Source organism: Bacillus cereus group sp. Bc031 (assembly GCF_027716265.1).
GTDB lineage: Bacteria > Bacillota > Bacilli > Bacillales > Bacillaceae_G > Bacillus_A > Bacillus_A paranthracis.
Genome location: NZ_JAQFUL010000098.1, coordinates 1 through 16,796, shown reverse-complemented (window position 1 = coordinate 16,796; position 16,796 = coordinate 1). Strand labels below are relative to the sequence as shown.

The following is a 16,796-nucleotide window of genomic DNA, read 5'->3' as shown; positions in this document are numbered from 1 at the left end:
GTTGAATACAGAAATCATCTTCTTGATGCCGCCTAACTTTTTTTAAAATGTCCTTTACAAAGGGTACGGATTAATCTGCACCCTTCTTTTTATTCTGCTAATCGCTTCATATCACGTATAATGTCCTCATACGGCGTATTACTAATGCCACTGTACTTTTTCATTACTTTTCCGTTTTGATCAATTAAATAAAATGACGTACCATGTATCACTTGACCATTTTCAGGTTTATCTACAAGTGATTGGAAATTATCTTTTGAAAACTTTGTAATATCTTCTAACGAATAACCTGTTAACAGGTTCCAGTTACTTGTATCTTCTGTAAACTTTTGAATAAAAGCTTTCAAGTTTTCTGGCTTATCAAGGTCAGGATCTACGCTAAATGATACAAACTGAACATCTAATTTCTCTTCCTTTGCCATTTTCTGCAATTTCGCCATATTAGCAGTCATTGGCGGACAAACTGTTTGACAGTTTGTGAACATAAAATCTGCAACCCAAACTTTCCCTTTTAAATCTTTTGTACCAAATGGCTTTCCATCTTGATTTGTAAATTGGAAAGTTTCTAAATCCCAATTCAATGGTTTACGAAGCTTTGAACCTGATCCACTACATCCAGCAAGTACAAAGAGACAAAATACAACCATAAGACCAATTACTTTTTGATAACGCTTCATTTATAAACCTCTTTTCTCTATCCTAAATTTAAATAGGTTATGTTTATCATAACAAAAGTTAACACTACGAGAAAATTGTTTACTACATTTGTTCACGAAATCGTACGAATTTACGTATGTTACTTCTTTATTTCAAGCGAATTACTAGACAAAATAATTTTTTTACTATTATTTCTCTAAATAATCGTCGCAAAACTAATTTTATTGTTATTTTTGTAAATGCACCTTCCTGTTTTTTTACAATTATTTAAACATTCATCCATGTTATACACTGTATTCCTTAACAACATTTCGGTACAATACAATTACAACGATTTTAAATGAGGTGATGTTCATGGCAAAGCGCTATGAAAATATGGATAATGTGAGTACAAAAAAATCAATTCGCTCTTTTATACGCTGGCGTAAAGAACGAAAGCAAAACAAAAAAGATTTTTCTTTCTTAGTAGAACAATCACCCGTTAAACAAAGTGCATTTTTGCAAAGTAATATTGAAAAAACGACTGTCACATGGATTGGGCATTCCACTTTTCTTATCCAAACGAATGGACTTAATATACTAACGGATCCAGTATGGGCCAATAAATTGAAGCTAGTCTCAAGACTTACTGAACCTGGTCTTTCTATACAAGAACTACCTAAAATTGATATTGTCCTCATTTCACATGGTCATTATGATCATTTAGATTTTTCAACACTTCGCCAACTTAATGATGACGTATTATACTTAGTACCCATTGGGCTAAAAAAATTATTTACTCGTAAAAAATTCAATAATGTAGAAGAGTATAAATGGTGGGAAAGTACGACTATTGATGATGTTTCCTTTCACTTCGTACCTGCTCAGCACTGGACGAGAAGATCATTATTTGATATGAACACATCTCACTGGGGTGGATGGATTATTAAAAATGACAATATGGAAGAAACCATTTATTTTTGTGGAGACAGTGGCTATTTCCAAGGTTTCAAAGAAATTGGCAAACGCTTTTCAATTGATGTTGCCCTTATGCCAATTGGAGCTTATGAACCAGAATGGTTTATGAAAATATCTCACGTTTCACCTGAAGAAGCAGTGCAAGCTTATTTAGATTTAAATGCTACACACTTTATACCAATGCATTACGGAGCTTTTGCACTCGCTGATGAAACACCTCGCGAGGCAATAACAAGGCTTCGAAATAATTGGAATTTACGTATGTTACCGTGGGAACAACTGCATGTACTCTTTTTAGGTCAAACTTTCATTTATAATAGTGAAACACATTATAAGAAAGTGAATGAAAAAATTGAAACATTACATGTGTAACGTAACTACTGATTTTCTATATTCAACATATAATATAGAAAATCATAAAGGGTGTTTTTTATGAATGAATATTTACAGACTCGCTATATCATTAGCGGTAGTGCCTGTATAGCCCTTCTTATTTCTTACTTTCTATTCACATAAAAAAGCTACTTGAAATAAATTTCAAGTAGCTTTTTTATTACTCTGCTAAATACATAAATCCGATTGCACCCGGACCTGTATGAGTACTAATAATAGGCGTTGTAAAGAAAATTTCTGATTTAGCAAATCCACTTACTTTTTCAACAGCCGCTTTTACATTTTCAGCTAAAGGAATTGCTTTCGCATGCGGAATTGCCACAGCTTTTACAACTTTTCCAGCTGTATCTTCCTCAAATAACTTAGCTAACGTTTTTACAATTTGACCTTGGCTACGCACTTTCGTTACAGGGTTATAAACACCATCTTCAAGGCTAGCAATTGGCTTTATATTAAGTAGCGAACCGATAAACGCTTTTCCTTTACCGATACGCCCACCCTTCACTAAGTTTTCTAATGTATCTACTACTACATATAATCGAGTATTCTTCCTTACTTCATCTACACGTTTTAAAATTTCTTCTAGTGAGCGTCCTTCATTTGCCATTTTCGCAGCTTCAACTACTTGATATGCTAAAGCATGTGTAATAAATTGCGAATCAACAACTGTTACTTTTGTGTCGGTCATTGATGCAGCACTATTTGCAGTTGCCACAGTACCACTCATTCCACTTGTCATATGAATGGAAAGTACTTCACTTCCATCTTCCCCTAACTTGTCATACATTTCTACAAATGTACCCATTGCTGGTTGTGATGTTTTTGGTAGTTCCTCTGATTTAATCATTTCTTCAATAAATTCATCTGGTTGTAGATCAACGCGATCTAAATATGTTTGTCCATTTACAGAGATTGATAATGGTAGAACATGGATGTCATACTTCTCAATTACCTCTTGTGATAAATCTGCCGTTGAATCTGTTACAATTTTAATTTTTTGCATATTATATTCTTCCCTTTCCAATACGCTCTCCTTGTTATTATACTAGTATTCCCATTGCTTTCAACAATTTGAAACGAAATTTCATTAAATTAATTATATTTTTATATCTAAAATGAAAAAGACAGAGCTCTTAACCCTGTCCCCACTCTATATCATGCATTTTTTTCAAGAGTATTTGTTTTATATACATTTAAATAATCATTCCACTTCAAACAATTTTGTAAATATTCACGGAAAGAATACGAAAATCTTGGGTGTTTTTGTTTTTGAATTTTTGCAATAAATAATTGAAGACGAGACTGTATTAGAAACGATAATGGATGCTGCGCTTGTAGGACAGGGATTTCAAATATTTTAATACACTCCCCTGTTGAATGAGTGAAATAAAAACTTTTCGTAATCACAATATCAATCCTCTTTTTCATTGGATTTTTGAACTTCTTCTACTTTACGCTGTAACACGTTGTTTAAAGTGGCGACTCCCATGAATACAAAAGTATCCTTAGACAATCTCTGTAGTCCTTTTGGTTAGAAGATTTATACTCTATTCATCTTCACCTAATCCATCCCCCACCTTAAATTCCTAATAAGATAAGGACTCGTTATCCGTATATTGCTTAATATATTCAGTATAAACTTATAAAAGCGCAAAGTTTGTCTAAATTTTGGAGATTCTATATTTTTTTTCTTCTCTATATTGTATACGTTTATAACTAGAGTATAACAAATAAATAAAAAAAGTGCCTTTATAACGAGGCACTTTTCGACTGAATTTCTTCTTCTCTTTTCTTTTTTCGCTTACTCACAATCTTTGATAAAGCGATACTAATTTCATAAATACAAATAAGCGGTACCGCAACTAAACTATGTGATAAAAAATCTGGCGGTGATATACACGATGCAATGATAATCAATGCTACGTAAGCATACCTTCTTATTTTTATTAGAAATTCCGCCGTCAATAGTCCAATACTCGTTAAAAACATTACTACTACTGGCAATTCAAAAATTACAGCAAATGGAACTGTTAAATTAAGAACAAAATGAAAATACTTTTCTGTCGTAAACATCGTATTAAACATTTCATTACCTATCGTAGTTAAAAAATGAAATAAAAACGGCATTACAACAAAATATCCAAAGCATAAACCTGCAATAAATAATATAGACAATACCGGTATATACATTAACGTCATCTTTTGTTCATTTGCATGTAAACCCGGTTTTACAAATAACCAAATTTGTATAGCAGCAAAAGGAATTGTACAAACGATAGCAAATACTGTAGCAATCGAGAAAAAAATCCACAATACATCACTTGGACCGAGAACAGTTAATTTCATTGGTAAGTCTTTTACAAGCCAAAAATAAATATCCTTCGTAAAAGTAAACCCAACAATTAAAAATAGTACAAAGGATAACACGGTATATATTACTCGTTTGCGAAGCTCAACTATATGTTCTACTACACTCATTTCCCGATCTTCCATCTCGTTCACCACACTTTATTTATCCATTTCGAAGAAAATTCATTACATTTTTTCTTTCTTTTCCTTCTCTTGAAATGCATCATCAGTCAATTCTTTCGTTGATTTTTTAAATTCTTTTAACGTTTCCCCTAAAGCCTTTCCGATTTCCGGCAATTTTTTCGGCCCAAATAAAATAAGTACAGCTACTAAAATTAAAATTAATCCTGGAAAGCCAATATTTGAAAACATTTCTCCATCCCCTTTATTAGTAGATTCCTTGTCCTACTATTGCATAATTTTATTTTGTCAAAAAAGTTTGAAAACGTCAACAAAACCATTACCTTTTGTCAAAAAAATTCAAAAATATAATCAATTATACAAATTTCATTTTCTATTGCTCTTGTGTATGATATGGTAAGGGAAATGACATATTATTTTATAATAGTAGAAAGGATTGGCATTATGACTGAAAAAATGACACGAATGACCCAATTTGTAAAAGAAGAAATTGCAAATGCAATAACACATGGTATCGGTGCCATTTTAAGCATCCCTGCCTTAATCATATTGATTATTCATGCTTCTAAGCATGGTACCGCATCAGCTGTAGTTGCATTTACTGTTTATGGTGTAAGTATGTTCTTACTGTACTTATTTTCAACGTTGCTACATAGCATTCATCATCCTAAAGTAGAAAAAATATTTACTATTTTAGATCATTCAGCCATTTACTTATTGATTGCTGGCACGTATACTCCTTTTCTACTTATTACACTCCGCGGCCCATTAGGATGGACATTACTTGCTATTATATGGACCCTTGCAATCGGAGGTATCATCTTCAAAATTTTCTTTGTACGTCGCTTTATTAAGGCATCGACGCTATGTTATATCATAATGGGATGGCTCATAATCGTTGCTATTAAACCACTTTATGAAAATCTAACTGGACATGGTTTTTCACTACTTTTAGCAGGTGGAATTTTATATTCTGTAGGAGCTATATTCTTCCTTTGGGAAAAGTTACCTTTCAACCATGCCATTTGGCATCTTTTCGTATTAGGTGGTAGTGCGATGATGTTCTTCTGCGTACTCTTTTACGTCTTACCTACAGCATAATAAAAAAGGTTTCAGCTTAATGTAAGCTGAAACCTTTTTTATTACTTATGTAATTGTGATGCGATAACATCCTGTGTATACTTCGTTAACTCTTTAATATCCATAGTCGCATACTCTTCAGGTGTAATCGGCTTAGAAATTGTTACTGTTGCACGAGCTCGCTTCATACGATTTCCATTTGCTTCAAACATTTTATATGTCCCACCTAATGTTACAGGTAAGATTGCTACACCAGATTTTACAGCAAGATGAAAACTACCAGCCTTAAACTCTCCAACTTCCCCACCCTTACTTCTCGTTCCTTCAGGGAAAATTACGATAGAATGTCCATTCTTCAATAGTTCAATCCCATCTTTAATCGCTTGAAGTGACTGGCGGCGATTGCTACGATCCATAAATACACAATTCATAAGTTCCATCCAAGTTGGTACAACTGGGAACTTTTTAATCTCTGCCTTTGAAACGAAGCCAATTGGTTTATTTAAATAACCTAGTAAAACAGGGATATCCATATTACTCTGGTGATTACTTACAACTAGTACCGGCTTGTCTTTCGGAACATTTTCAAGTCCTTTAACTTCTACTGTTCCTCCAGCTACACGTACCATTTTCTTACCAAACCAATTTGTCGTTTTGTACACAGCATTATCTTTTTCTTGTGGCGACATCGTATTTACTTGTCTTTTAAGACGCCACATTCTCGGTGTAATCGCAATTACGATTAAAATTAAATAAAAGATTTTAAAAAACGTTTGAATCATACAGAACCCCCACCTATTATCATTCCGACCTTCATTATACTAGACAAACGAAGGAAAAAGAAGAAAAAATGTCCAAACAACAAGTGTTTGGACATTTTTAAGTATGATAGATTAGAAACGTTTTGCTAATTCACGAGCATTAGCAATTGCTGCTTCTTTAATTTCTTGTGCTTTTTCAGGGTTTGCATTCATACCTTCAACTGCAATATATTCAGTATCATTTACACCGACAAATCCTAATACAGTTTTTAAGTGATTGCGTCCGAAGTCTACAGCTGCGTATGCTCCTTCAGAATATACGCCACCTGTCGCTTGAATGTGAAGTGCTTTTTTACCTTCTAATAAGCCAACTGGACCATTTTCAGTATATTTGAATGTTTTACCTGCGATTGCTACGTTGTCTAAGTATGCTTTTACTACTGGTGGGTAGCTAAAGTTCCACATTGGAGTTACAAATACATAACGATCTGCATTCATAAATGTTTCTAAGTTTGTGTTCATTGCTGCAACTTTTTGTTGTTGAGCTTCAGTTAAAGCTTCAAATCCTTCACCTGCTGCAAATTTCCCCCAAGCAGCGAATACATCTGCATCGATTGCTGGTACTGTAGTATTGAATAAATCAATTGTTACAACTTCATCTTGTGGATGTTCGTTTTTATAAGCTTCGATGAATGCTTCCCCTACTGCCATTCCGAAAGAACCTTCTGCTGAATTTGGATTTGCTGTAATAAATAGTACTTTTGTCATTGTATTCTCTCCCTTTTCTACATTTTATCTTTAATTTGAGATTTATAATTCGAAAGTAAATAACTTACCTTATGCAAGCATAATACAAAAAGTTTCATTCGATGTCAATAAAAAATAGCTACTTTTTTTTCGTAAGTTAATGATTTATTTTGTTTCCTTAAAATTCAGTATATAGATATTAGGAATTCTTTCATAGAAAAAGGCTAGCTCTACAAATTATAGAGCTAACCTTTTATTACATATTATTTTTGAAATACATGTTTTACTTTTTCAGCTGGAATATTACTTCCGCCTCTACCTTTTACATCTTCAATCATCATAGTAATAACCATATCTGGTGAATTTAAATCAAATGCAGCGAACCAGCCTAGTTCTTTTCCTTCAGCCTCTTTTGATACTTTTAATTCCGCTGTACCTGTTTTTCCAGCAAGAGTCATGCCATCAATTTTAGCAATTTTCCCAGTACCATCTGGATCATTAATTACTTTCGTCATAGCAGTTTTTAATATATCCTGATTGCCTTTTGAAATTACATTCTCTTTCCAAACTTTTGGTTGCTTATCTGTTTTAATAATATATGGAGAAGGTATGTTTCCATCATTAACAATTGGTGCGTACGTTAATGCTAGATGGAGTGGCGTCATTAATACTTGTCCTTGTCCATAACCTGTGTCTGCCATTTGAATATCATTTTTAATACTATCATTTGCGATTTTAGAAGCTGGGAATCCATATTCAATTGGTAATTTCTCATCGAATCCGAATTTTTTCGCTTCACTCATAAATTTGTCTTTCCCGATCTTCAAAGCTTCTTGTGCGAAATAAATATTATCCGAGTATTTCATCGCCTTATCAAAATCAATCGGATTTGCATCTTTTACACGCGTTACATAATAATTACCCCAAGAAGAATCTTTTGTCCATTTCAATCCTTCAATTTTTAACTCTTCTTTTGGATCAATCGTTTTCGTTTCAAGACCAATTGCTGCTGTAATAGGCTTAAATACAGAACCTGGAACTGATAATTGTGTAAATCGATTCGTCATCGGTTTTTTCGGATCATTATTTACCGCATCACGTTGCGCTTTTGACGCCCCTCTTGTAAGGGTATTTGGGTTATAAGCTGGTGTGCTCACAAGTGCAAGTGTTTCTCCAGTCTTTGGATTAATTGCTGCACTTGATCCTACCTCATTTTTCATTTCATTATAAATTTCGCTTTGAACTGCACTGTCAATCGTTAAAGTTACATTTTCTCCATCAACAGCATCTGTTTTTGCTAAATTTTTAATTTCTTTTCCTTGTGCATCTTCTACGAAGACACGACCACCTTTTTTACCGCGTAGCTTTTCTTCCAGTACTTGCTCTAAACCGGCTTTACCTACTGGATCATCTGCTTGATAACCTTTCTTTTGTAACGTTTTTAAATCTTCAGCATTCACTTTTCCAATATAGCCAGTAAGATGTGCGGCTTCTTCTCCTAATGGATATGAGCGAACATTTACTGGTTTTGTTGCAACACCAGGTAAATCTATGTACGTATTTTGTGTTGCTCCTTCAGGCAATATTCCAATTGGTACAAGGTAATTTGGTTTTACCCATTTAGCTGCTAGTTTTTGATCAATTTCTTCGACAGACATATTTAGTAACTTCGCTACCGTTTCTTTCGTTTGCGGAGCTGTATCCCCTAATTTTTCAGGAATCAATCCGATTTCAGAAGCTTTACCATTTACCGCAAGATATTTACCGTTACGGTCATATATTTCTCCGCGCTTCGGCTCTGTCGTTTGCATACGCACTTTACTATCTTTCGTCATACCTGGGAATATAAAATCAGGAGTCCAATCTATTTTCCAAGATTCTTTATCTCCATCCTTTTCTTTCACCATTTTTGCTTCATGGGCAAAATTGATTTTACCACCAACAGTATCCATGCTTACTTTAAAAGGAACAGGACCTTCATCTTTTTTATCTTCTTTTACTTCTCCTGCTTCTACTTTTAAGTCTTTCACTTCAATGCCAGAATAAATTTTTTCATATTTCTCAGTGAACTCTTTCTTTGAAATATCTTTTTTTGCCTTTTCTGATAATTGATCATACATTTCTGCAAATTTTTGTTTATTCCATGCTTTTGCATATGTATCAAATGCTTCTTGTGGTTTTTCTTCTTTACCACATCCGACTAACATGAATGTTAAGCAAAGAAAAAGAATCCCCCATATCTTTCTCAATCGATTCTCCTCCTCTTTCTCTCTTAATACTCTTGAAAATTTTAGCATTTTCACATGCTACCTTTCATTATAGCACTATCGAATCTCATCTATAAACCTATATTGATGGATATAAATAAAAAGATTGATGCGAATATTCACATCAATCCTTATTATTATTGTTGCTTTTCATATACATGATAATAGTACGTATACGGATTTTTTTCATCCGTTAAACCTTTTTCAACAAAAACTTCTTTCCAATTTGTCATATCCATTTCTGGGAAGAATGTATCTCCTTCAAATGCATGATGGATTTTTGTTATATATAACTTGTCTACATAAGGTAAAAAGAGATCATAAATTTGTGCTCCGCCAAAAATAAAGATCTCTTCTTCATTTTTGCATAGCTCAAACACTTCTTCTACAGAATGTGCTACTTCACATCCTTCAACATGATACCCTTCATTGCGAGTTACAATAATATTACGTCTTCCAGGCAGTGGTCTACCAATCGCTTCATAGTTCTTTCTTCCCATAATAAGCGGATGACCCATCGTTGTTTTCTTTACATATTGTAATTCACTCGGTAAGCGCCAAGGTAAATTATTATCTTTACCAATTACTCTATTCTCGTCCATTGCGACCATAAATGAAACTATCATCTTTTCATCTCCTCTACAATTACACTGCAACCGGTGCTTTAATTGCTGGGTGTGGATCATATCCTTCAATTGTTAAATCTTCCATTTCAAAATCGAACACAGATTTCACATCTGGATTTAATATAAGTTTCGGGAATGGACGTGGTTCACGTGCCAATTGCTTTTCTACTTGTTCAAAATGATTCGTATAAATGTGTGCATCTCCAATTGTATGAACGAATTCTCCTACTTCAAGTCCACATTCATGTGCAATTAAATGTGTTAGTAACGAGTAACTTGCAATGTTAAATGGAATTCCAAGGAATATGTCACCACTTCTTTGATATAGCTGACAAGAAAGTTTGCCATCTGCTACATAAAATTGGAATAACGTATGACAAGGCGGTAATGCCATACTTGGTACATCTTCAGGATTCCACGCAGAAACAATTAGGCGACGCGAATCTGGTGTTTTCTTAATCATTTCAATTACATCTTTTAATTGATCGAGTGTCTCACCAGCTGTCGTTTTCCAAGCACGCCACTGCTTACCGTATACGTCTCCTAAATAACCATATTTATTTGAGAAATCATCATCTTCTAAAACGTTCTTTTTAAACAATTCCATTTGCTCATCGTACTGAACTTTAAATTCCTCATCTTGTTGTGAGCGAAGACCGAAATCAGTCATGTCAGGACCCGTATACTCGTCACTTTCTACCCAACTCTTAAATGCCCATTCATTCCAAATGTTGTTATTATGCTGCAATAAATAACGAATATTTGTATCACCTTTCATAAACCAAAGTAGCTCACTTGCTACAAGTCGAAACGGCACTCTCTTTGTTGTTAATAAAGGAAAACCTTTACTTAGATCAAAACGCATTTGATATCCAAATACAGATACAGTGCCTGTCCCTGTACGGTCTTCTTTCTTCGTACCATGCTCCATTACATGGCGGCATAAATTTAAGTATTCATTTTCAGCATGTTTCATATGTAGAAAAACCTTCTTTCAAATCTCTAGTCTATATGGATTTTATCATAAATTTAATGCTAACAGATTGAACAAACTAAATTTATAAAAAAACATTTCTATACTTAACAAAATTCTACTTCTGTATGTTCTTACAAAATCTAAATTCATATGCGCCTGAACCTAATTTCATTTCAGGCATATCACTTGACCTCCAATCATCTTCCACTATTCGTAATGTAGCAGATGTATTTGTTGGCACATCAACGTTTAATACTGCTTGTCCATGTTCTACACGCCAATCAATTTTAATTTCCCCATATGCTGTTTCACGCTTAATACAAACCCAATCTAGATTAGAATTAAAATGAGGCTGAATATAAAAATGTTTATATGCTGGTTTTGTTTCATCCACTTCTAATCCAATAATATATCGGTATATCCATTCAACGATAGAACCATATGCGTAATGATTGTACGAATTCATACTATCATTCCAAAGGGTTCCATCCTCTTTCACACCATCCCAATGTTCCCAAATCGTTGTGGCACCTCGTTTCACTTGGTATAACCATGATGGATAATCTTCATGAAATAGAAGCTTACAAGCAAGGTCATGACGGTTAAACTTGCTTAATATTAATTTTAAATACGGTGTTCCTATAAAACCTGTTGTTAAATGATTTTTATTTGCTTTTAAAAGCTCAATTAATCGATTAAATACTTTCTCCTTCACATTATCTTTCACTAGTTCAAAAAGAAGTACTAATATGTGGGCTGTTTGGGTATTTGAAATTAACCTACCATTCGGTGTAACAAATTCATTTTGAAACGCTTGAACAATATTTCCATGTAGCTCAGCATAAAACTTAGCATCTGTATTTTCACCTAAAATCTCAGCAACCTTTCGTAAAAGCGATGTAGAATACGCGTAATAACCTGTCGGAATAAAATGCTTGTCTGTTCCGCCTTCATATACATCAGGTTTCGTATCTAATGCGAGCCAATCCCCTAAATGATAGCCTGTATCCCATAAATACTCATTTTCACCTTGTGAACGTATGTAATCTATATACTTCTTCATACTGTTATATTGCTCTTTTAAAATGGATACATCTCCGTAATGTAAATAGTGAACCCATGGACAAATAATTGCTGCATCGCCCCAACCGCCAGAAGTATGTAAATCAAAATCCGCTCTTTTCCCAAATGCATCTGGAATAACTAATGGCACAGCTCCATTCACATTTTGATCTAATGATAAATCTTGGAGCCATTTTTTAAAGAACAATTGCACATTCATAATTTGCGTAGCTGTCCCAATAAACATTTGTGCATCTCCTGTCCATCCAAGTCGATCATCTCGCTGCGGACAATCTGTTGGCACATCAAAGAAGTTCCCTCTTTGAGACCACTCCACATTATGATGAAGTTGATTGATTAATGGATTAGACGTTTCAAATGCTGTTGCTTTTTCCATATCTGTATGTAATACACACCCTTCAAAATCTGCTATTTGAGGGGGCTGGGTTAATCCACTTATTTTCACATATCTAAAGCCTTGATAAGTAAAATGAGGTTCAAACGTTTCCTCCTCTTCTCCTTTTGCTATATACACTATTTTTTGTTTTGCCTTTCGGAGATTCCCAGTATAAAAGCAACCGTCTTTATTTAATATTTCAGCATGATGCAATTCTATCTTTTGTCCAGTATAAACATGACGGACTTTAAACCGAACCCAACCTACCATATTTTGCCCCATATCAATAAGCCATTCATGATTGGGTAGTTTTGAAATAGCGATTAGTTTTATAATTTTCACTTTACGAATCGCTTCATTTTCCTGTGCAACAATTATTTGTTTGGAATGCTCAATTACTTCACCATCTTCTAGCACTTGTTCACTTTCTTCTAGCCTAGCGTCATAAACTTCTCCTTCATAAATTTCCGAATACAAAATAGGGCTTGGAGTTACTTTCCATGTTTCATCTGTTACAATTTTTTCTTTCGTTCCATCTTCATACGTGATATGTATTTGAGCAATTATCGCACGTCTTTTCCCGTAATAATTACGTACATGCTGCATAGTAATCGGCCCTTTATACCAGCCGTTACCTACCAGAGTAGAAATATCATTATACCCAATCTTTAATACATGCGTTATATCATATGTTTGATACAATATCCTTTTATCATAACTTGTCCATCCAGGGGTAAAATAACAATCTCCAATACGCTCTCCATTTATAGAAGCCTCGTATAATCCTAAACTAGTCATATATAAACGTGCTTTTTTAACTAATTTTTTAATAGAAAAGCTTTTATGAAAAGACATAACTTGCGTGCGTTCTTTTTTCGCAGCAATCCATTTTCCGCTCCAGTTTTGCCCTTGTAATCCAGTCTCCCAAAATGCTACTTCTGACCAAGGTGATTCTTCTCCGTAATTATCCCATACCTTCACTCGGTAAAAATAGCGTGTTTCCGTACTATATGAAAACGAATTAATTGGTATATATAAACTTTGATCTGTTTCTACCTTCTGTGAATCGAATACTATAGTTTGAAACCCTTTATCCTTCGCAACCTGCAATTGATACGCAAGTTGTTTTACATTTCGTTTACTCGACTCGATTTGCCAACTAATTTTAACAACTTTCGAATCTATACCTATCGGATTATTTTTATTATCACAGAGCAATTTTTTTATTGTTAGCACACTTCTTCACCCTCTTTTCTAAATCTTAATTTAAATTAATTATAATAAAAGTAAAATTCTAAATAAATAATAATTTTATTCATCCTTACAAAATTATTAACTTTCCATATTTAAAAAGGTTTTCATTTTCTATTACCGAAAGTATAGTGCGGTAGAACAAAATTTATATTTGGAGGTTAGAAGTATGTCTAAAATTGAAACGCCTGTTATGACTTCTTTACAAACAACGGTTGAAAAAATGATGAAGGATTTAAACGTTCCGGGAGCTGCTGTAGCTGTTATAAAAGACGGTGAAATGATTATTTCAGAAGGTTTCGGCTATCGTAATTTAGAGACAAAAGCCCCTGTTACACCGCGTACTTTGTTCGCAATCGGTTCCTCAACGAAAGCTTTTGGCACACTTTCATTAAGTTTGTTAGCACAGCAAAAAAAGTTTAATTGGGATGCTCCTGTCCAGTCTTATATACCAAACTTCTCTTTATCTAAACTACTTGCTAGCTCACAAGTTACCGGACGAGATTTAGCTTCTCATCGAACTGGCGTAAGCCGCCATGAGGCTCTTTGGTATAGCTCTTCCTTATCTCGAAAAGATCTCGTTGAAAAAATAAAACATTTACCACTTGATGCACCGTTCCGCACATCATTTCTATATAACAACTTAATGTATGCGACAATTAGCTATATTGTAGAGAACATCACAAATCAAACGTGGGAGCAATACGCTACAGAACATATTTTAGAACCTTTAAATATGAGACATACAAACTTCTCTGTTACCGATTCACAAACGACAGAAGACTATGCTTTACCTTACATTGAAAATGATGGGGAAATAAAAGAAGTTCCATTCCGCAACATTGATACCGTTGGCGCTGCTGGTTGTATCAATTCTACAATTAAAGATATGGCAAATTGGGTACTTCTCCACTTAAATGAAGGAAAATTTGGAGATCATGAATTAATCTCCTCTGAATTATTACAACAAATGTATACACCACACAATTCCATTCCAGACCAACCGGTTTTATCACTTCCTGAATCTCCATTAAATAGTTACGGCCTTGGTTGGTTTATTAGCGCTTATCGTGGTAATAAGGTGATTCATCATGGTGGTAATATTGATGGATTTTCAGCGCTTGTTTCTTTCATACCAACAGAAAACATAGGCCTTGTCATTTTAACGAATGCTGGAGGAACATTACTTCCTACTTATCTCGCTAATCAAATTTATGACGAACTACTTGAATTAGAATCCATTGATTGGCATAAACGTGCTGTAGAAGATACTGAAAAAATGAAGGAAATGATAAAAGAAGCAACTGAATCCATTCCAGAACAAATTAAAGGAACTACACCTTCTCATAAATTAGAGGATTATACTGGTACTTTCGAACATCCGGCATACGGAACATTACAAGTATACAAGCGAGATGATTCGTTATTTGTACAATTTATGGAGATGGACATTCAATTAACACATCATCATTACGACATCTTTTCTGCAAAAGTTGATTTATTCCAAATGAAGATGAATCTATTATTTGCATATGAAATGAGTGTGAACGGTGAATTCCCTTCCCTTCAGTTACATGTACCAGCTACGCTAAGTACTCAGCCTCTTGCATTTAAGAAAATTAAATAAAGTTTTAATAGAGGGATGATAACACGTCCCTCTATTTTTCATTACAATCCCCATCCAAATAAAGGATTTTAAGCATTGAGTAAAGAATCCTTTTATTTAACTATTTGAATTACAAGGAGGAAAAGCCGTGTACTCAGAAATTTTTAAAGAAGTTGTTTCAATTACTCATCACGATTATTCAGGTTGTATAGATAAAAAAGGATGGGACGATCCCACTACTTATTTACAGACAATCGAGAAACTAGAGAGACAAGGTGAACTAACACCAGTACAATTTACTGAAATTGTACGTGATTACTTATTAGACTTTAAAGATAATCATATGTTTTTCAAAATGATCTCTACTAATCAACCCCTTAATAGTGTTGGCTTTCAAGTAAAAAGATACGAAGACCGACTATATATTACATCTACTTCACAGGAAATAAGAGTGAAAAAGGGACAGTCTATTCTAGCATTAGATAATATGAAAGTTCCTGAGTTATTAATAAAATATAAGAAGTATTTAAATGAGAATACATATGAACGTGAAAAATGGGATTATGTTTTATTAAAATCATCAAATTGTACACTTATAGATGAAAACGGAGTAACCGAAACCATTCGTTTACAAAAGTATAAACAAAACGAATACACACCTATTTATTCATTTAAACAACATAACAAAGATACACTCTTAATTACTTTGACGGACTTCGCAAATGCTGAAGTTATCAATACATTATTAGACTCACACAAAGATGAGCTTAATGCTTTTCCGAATTTAATCATAGATGTGCGATTAAATCGTGGCGGAAGTGATGATGCATTTTTCAACCTACTTCCTTACTTATTTGAAGACAAAGAGATTTCTCTTTTCGATTCTTCTGATACAATGCAATTAAATCATACAGAACGGAACTTTCATTTACGTATGAAAGAAATGGAAATGGAAGATTATGATTCTTTAGACGAACTTTCCAAATTATTCACTAATATGTTTATTCAAGATTTAAAAAAGAATTATAAAAAAGGATTCGTTACATTTGATACCCCTGGGTTACCAAAAGAACTTCAATCATTAAAAATACACGGACGAAAATCACCTAGTAGAGTAGTTATATTAACAGATGTTACATGTGGGAGTTCTGGCGATTCTTTTGTAGAAGTTGCAAAAAAATCATTGAAAGTAAAAGTAATAGGTCGTCCTACTGCTGGTGTAAATGATTATTCTAATTTAGCAGTAATGGAATGGGCTGATACATTCGCTCTTTACTACCCTACTTCACGACTTTCCATTATAGATAAAGGTGAAGGAATGTCCGGAATTGGTATACAACCACATATACATATCCCGTGGACTCCGGAACATATACAAGAAGATGTGGATTTAAAATTAGCATTGCAACTACTTCAAAACGAAGAATGGTAAAAAATAAAGGTAGATGTGAATTAAAATGTACCCTATAGAATAGACACTTAAAAAAAAGTCTATTCTATAGGGTCTTTCTTGTATAATGAGAGAA

General features: G+C 33.8%; 15 protein-coding genes. 4 read left to right on the top strand and 11 right to left on the bottom strand.

Annotated features, from left to right (window positions below; all coding sequences use genetic code 11):
• Positions 1-89: 89 nt before the first annotated feature.
• On the bottom strand, positions 90-677 hold the full coding sequence (locus PDQ33_RS25015; protein ID WP_000833353.1) for an SCO family protein: 588 nt from the start codon (positions 675-677) through the stop codon (positions 90-92).
• A 334-nt stretch (positions 678-1,011) separates the two neighbouring features.
• Between PDQ33_RS25015 and PDQ33_RS25010 the strand changes: the two genes are divergently transcribed.
• Positions 1,012-1,986: an MBL fold metallo-hydrolase gene (locus PDQ33_RS25010; protein WP_001129618.1), complete on the top strand. Its 975-nt coding sequence runs from the start codon at positions 1,012-1,014 to the stop codon at positions 1,984-1,986.
• Positions 1,987-2,167: 181 nt separating this feature from the next.
• Here the strand turns inward: PDQ33_RS25010 and PDQ33_RS25005 are convergent, their stop codons facing one another.
• From PDQ33_RS25005 to PDQ33_RS24990, 4 genes are all read right to left on the bottom strand, one after another.
• Positions 2,168-3,010: a DegV family protein gene (locus PDQ33_RS25005; RefSeq protein WP_025991670.1), complete on the bottom strand. Its 843-nt coding sequence runs from the start codon at positions 3,008-3,010 to the stop codon at positions 2,168-2,170.
• A 152-nt stretch (positions 3,011-3,162) separates the two neighbouring features.
• The gene (locus PDQ33_RS25000; protein WP_000629015.1) at positions 3,163-3,414 is read right to left on the bottom strand and encodes a DUF2535 family protein; all 252 of its coding nucleotides are present in this window, start codon (positions 3,412-3,414) and stop codon (positions 3,163-3,165) included.
• Positions 3,415-3,756: 342 nt separating this feature from the next.
• Positions 3,757-4,500 (bottom strand): twin-arginine translocase subunit TatC, encoded by a 744-nt coding sequence (gene tatC / locus PDQ33_RS24995; RefSeq protein WP_000390137.1) that lies wholly within the window; start codon positions 4,498-4,500, stop codon positions 3,757-3,759.
• Between the two features lie 42 nt (positions 4,501-4,542).
• A complete protein-coding gene (locus PDQ33_RS24990) occupies positions 4,543-4,728 on the bottom strand; it encodes a twin-arginine translocase TatA/TatE family subunit (protein WP_000492443.1) in 186 nt (61 codons plus the stop codon).
• A gap of 213 nt (positions 4,729-4,941) precedes the next feature.
• Here PDQ33_RS24990 and trhA point away from each other — a divergent pair, with 213 nt between their 5' ends.
• Positions 4,942-5,598: a PAQR family membrane homeostasis protein TrhA gene (trhA, locus tag PDQ33_RS24985; protein WP_000136887.1), complete on the top strand. Its 657-nt coding sequence runs from the start codon at positions 4,942-4,944 to the stop codon at positions 5,596-5,598.
• 41 nt (positions 5,599-5,639) lie between these two features.
• Here trhA and PDQ33_RS24980 read toward each other — a convergent pair whose 3' ends face one another.
• The 6 genes from PDQ33_RS24980 to PDQ33_RS24955 all read right to left on the bottom strand — a co-directional run bounded on the left by PDQ33_RS24980 (position 5,640) and on the right by PDQ33_RS24955 (position 13,649).
• The gene (locus tag PDQ33_RS24980) at positions 5,640-6,359 is read right to left on the bottom strand and encodes a lysophospholipid acyltransferase family protein (protein ID WP_061130567.1); all 720 of its coding nucleotides are present in this window, start codon (positions 6,357-6,359) and stop codon (positions 5,640-5,642) included.
• Between the two features lie 111 nt (positions 6,360-6,470).
• A complete protein-coding gene (locus tag PDQ33_RS24975; protein WP_000170021.1) occupies positions 6,471-7,106 on the bottom strand; it encodes an FMN-dependent NADH-azoreductase in 636 nt (211 codons plus the stop codon).
• A gap of 242 nt (positions 7,107-7,348) precedes the next feature.
• Complete coding sequence (pbpC, locus tag PDQ33_RS24970) at positions 7,349-9,334, bottom strand: penicillin-binding protein 3 (RefSeq protein ID WP_001227208.1); 1,986 nt, start codon at positions 9,332-9,334, stop codon at positions 7,349-7,351.
• Positions 9,335-9,489: 155 nt separating this feature from the next.
• Entirely contained in the window at positions 9,490-9,978 is a 489-nt protein-coding gene (locus PDQ33_RS24965; protein ID WP_000637198.1) for a dihydrofolate reductase, read from the bottom strand.
• Between the two features lie 19 nt (positions 9,979-9,997).
• Complete coding sequence (locus PDQ33_RS24960; RefSeq protein WP_000679598.1) at positions 9,998-10,954, bottom strand: thymidylate synthase; 957 nt, start codon at positions 10,952-10,954, stop codon at positions 9,998-10,000.
• 115 nt (positions 10,955-11,069) lie between these two features.
• Positions 11,070-13,649, bottom strand: a complete 2,580-nt coding sequence (locus tag PDQ33_RS24955) for an alpha-L-rhamnosidase (RefSeq protein ID WP_270756795.1) — start codon at positions 13,647-13,649, stop codon at positions 11,070-11,072.
• Between the two features lie 184 nt (positions 13,650-13,833).
• Here PDQ33_RS24955 and PDQ33_RS24950 point away from each other — a divergent pair, with 184 nt between their 5' ends.
• On the top strand, positions 13,834-15,291 hold the full coding sequence (locus PDQ33_RS24950; RefSeq protein ID WP_270756794.1) for a serine hydrolase: 1,458 nt from the start codon (positions 13,834-13,836) through the stop codon (positions 15,289-15,291).
• Positions 15,292-15,418: 127 nt separating this feature from the next.
• Complete coding sequence (locus PDQ33_RS24945; protein WP_061130564.1) at positions 15,419-16,702, top strand: S41 family peptidase; 1,284 nt, start codon at positions 15,419-15,421, stop codon at positions 16,700-16,702.
• The last annotated feature ends 94 nt before the right edge of the window (positions 16,703-16,796 follow it).

Bases quoted from the DNA above. Each gene is read 5' to 3' on its own strand.
- PDQ33_RS24950 (WP_270756794.1), top strand. From the start codon at position 13,834: ATGTCTAAAATTGAAACGCCTGTTATGACTTCTTTACAAACAACGGTT.
- PDQ33_RS24975 (WP_000170021.1), bottom strand. From the start codon at position 7,106: ATGACAAAAGTACTATTTATTACAGCAAATCCAAATTCAGCAGAAGGT.
- PDQ33_RS24990 (WP_000492443.1), bottom strand. From the start codon at position 4,728: ATGTTTTCAAATATTGGCTTTCCAGGATTAATTTTAATTTTAGTAGCT.
- PDQ33_RS25015 (WP_000833353.1), bottom strand. From the start codon at position 677: ATGAAGCGTTATCAAAAAGTAATTGGTCTTATGGTTGTATTTTGTCTC.
- PDQ33_RS24960 (WP_000679598.1), bottom strand. From the start codon at position 10,954: ATGAAACATGCTGAAAATGAATACTTAAATTTATGCCGCCATGTAATG.
- tatC (WP_000390137.1), bottom strand. From the start codon at position 4,500: ATGGAAGATCGGGAAATGAGTGTAGTAGAACATATAGTTGAGCTTCGC.
- trhA (WP_000136887.1), top strand. From the start codon at position 4,942: ATGACTGAAAAAATGACACGAATGACCCAATTTGTAAAAGAAGAAATT.
- PDQ33_RS25010 (WP_001129618.1), top strand. From the start codon at position 1,012: ATGGCAAAGCGCTATGAAAATATGGATAATGTGAGTACAAAAAAATCA.
- PDQ33_RS24965 (WP_000637198.1), bottom strand. From the start codon at position 9,978: ATGATAGTTTCATTTATGGTCGCAATGGACGAGAATAGAGTAATTGGT.
- PDQ33_RS24980 (WP_061130567.1), bottom strand. From the start codon at position 6,359: ATGATTCAAACGTTTTTTAAAATCTTTTATTTAATTTTAATCGTAATT.
- PDQ33_RS25005 (WP_025991670.1), bottom strand. From the start codon at position 3,010: ATGCAAAAAATTAAAATTGTAACAGATTCAACGGCAGATTTATCACAA.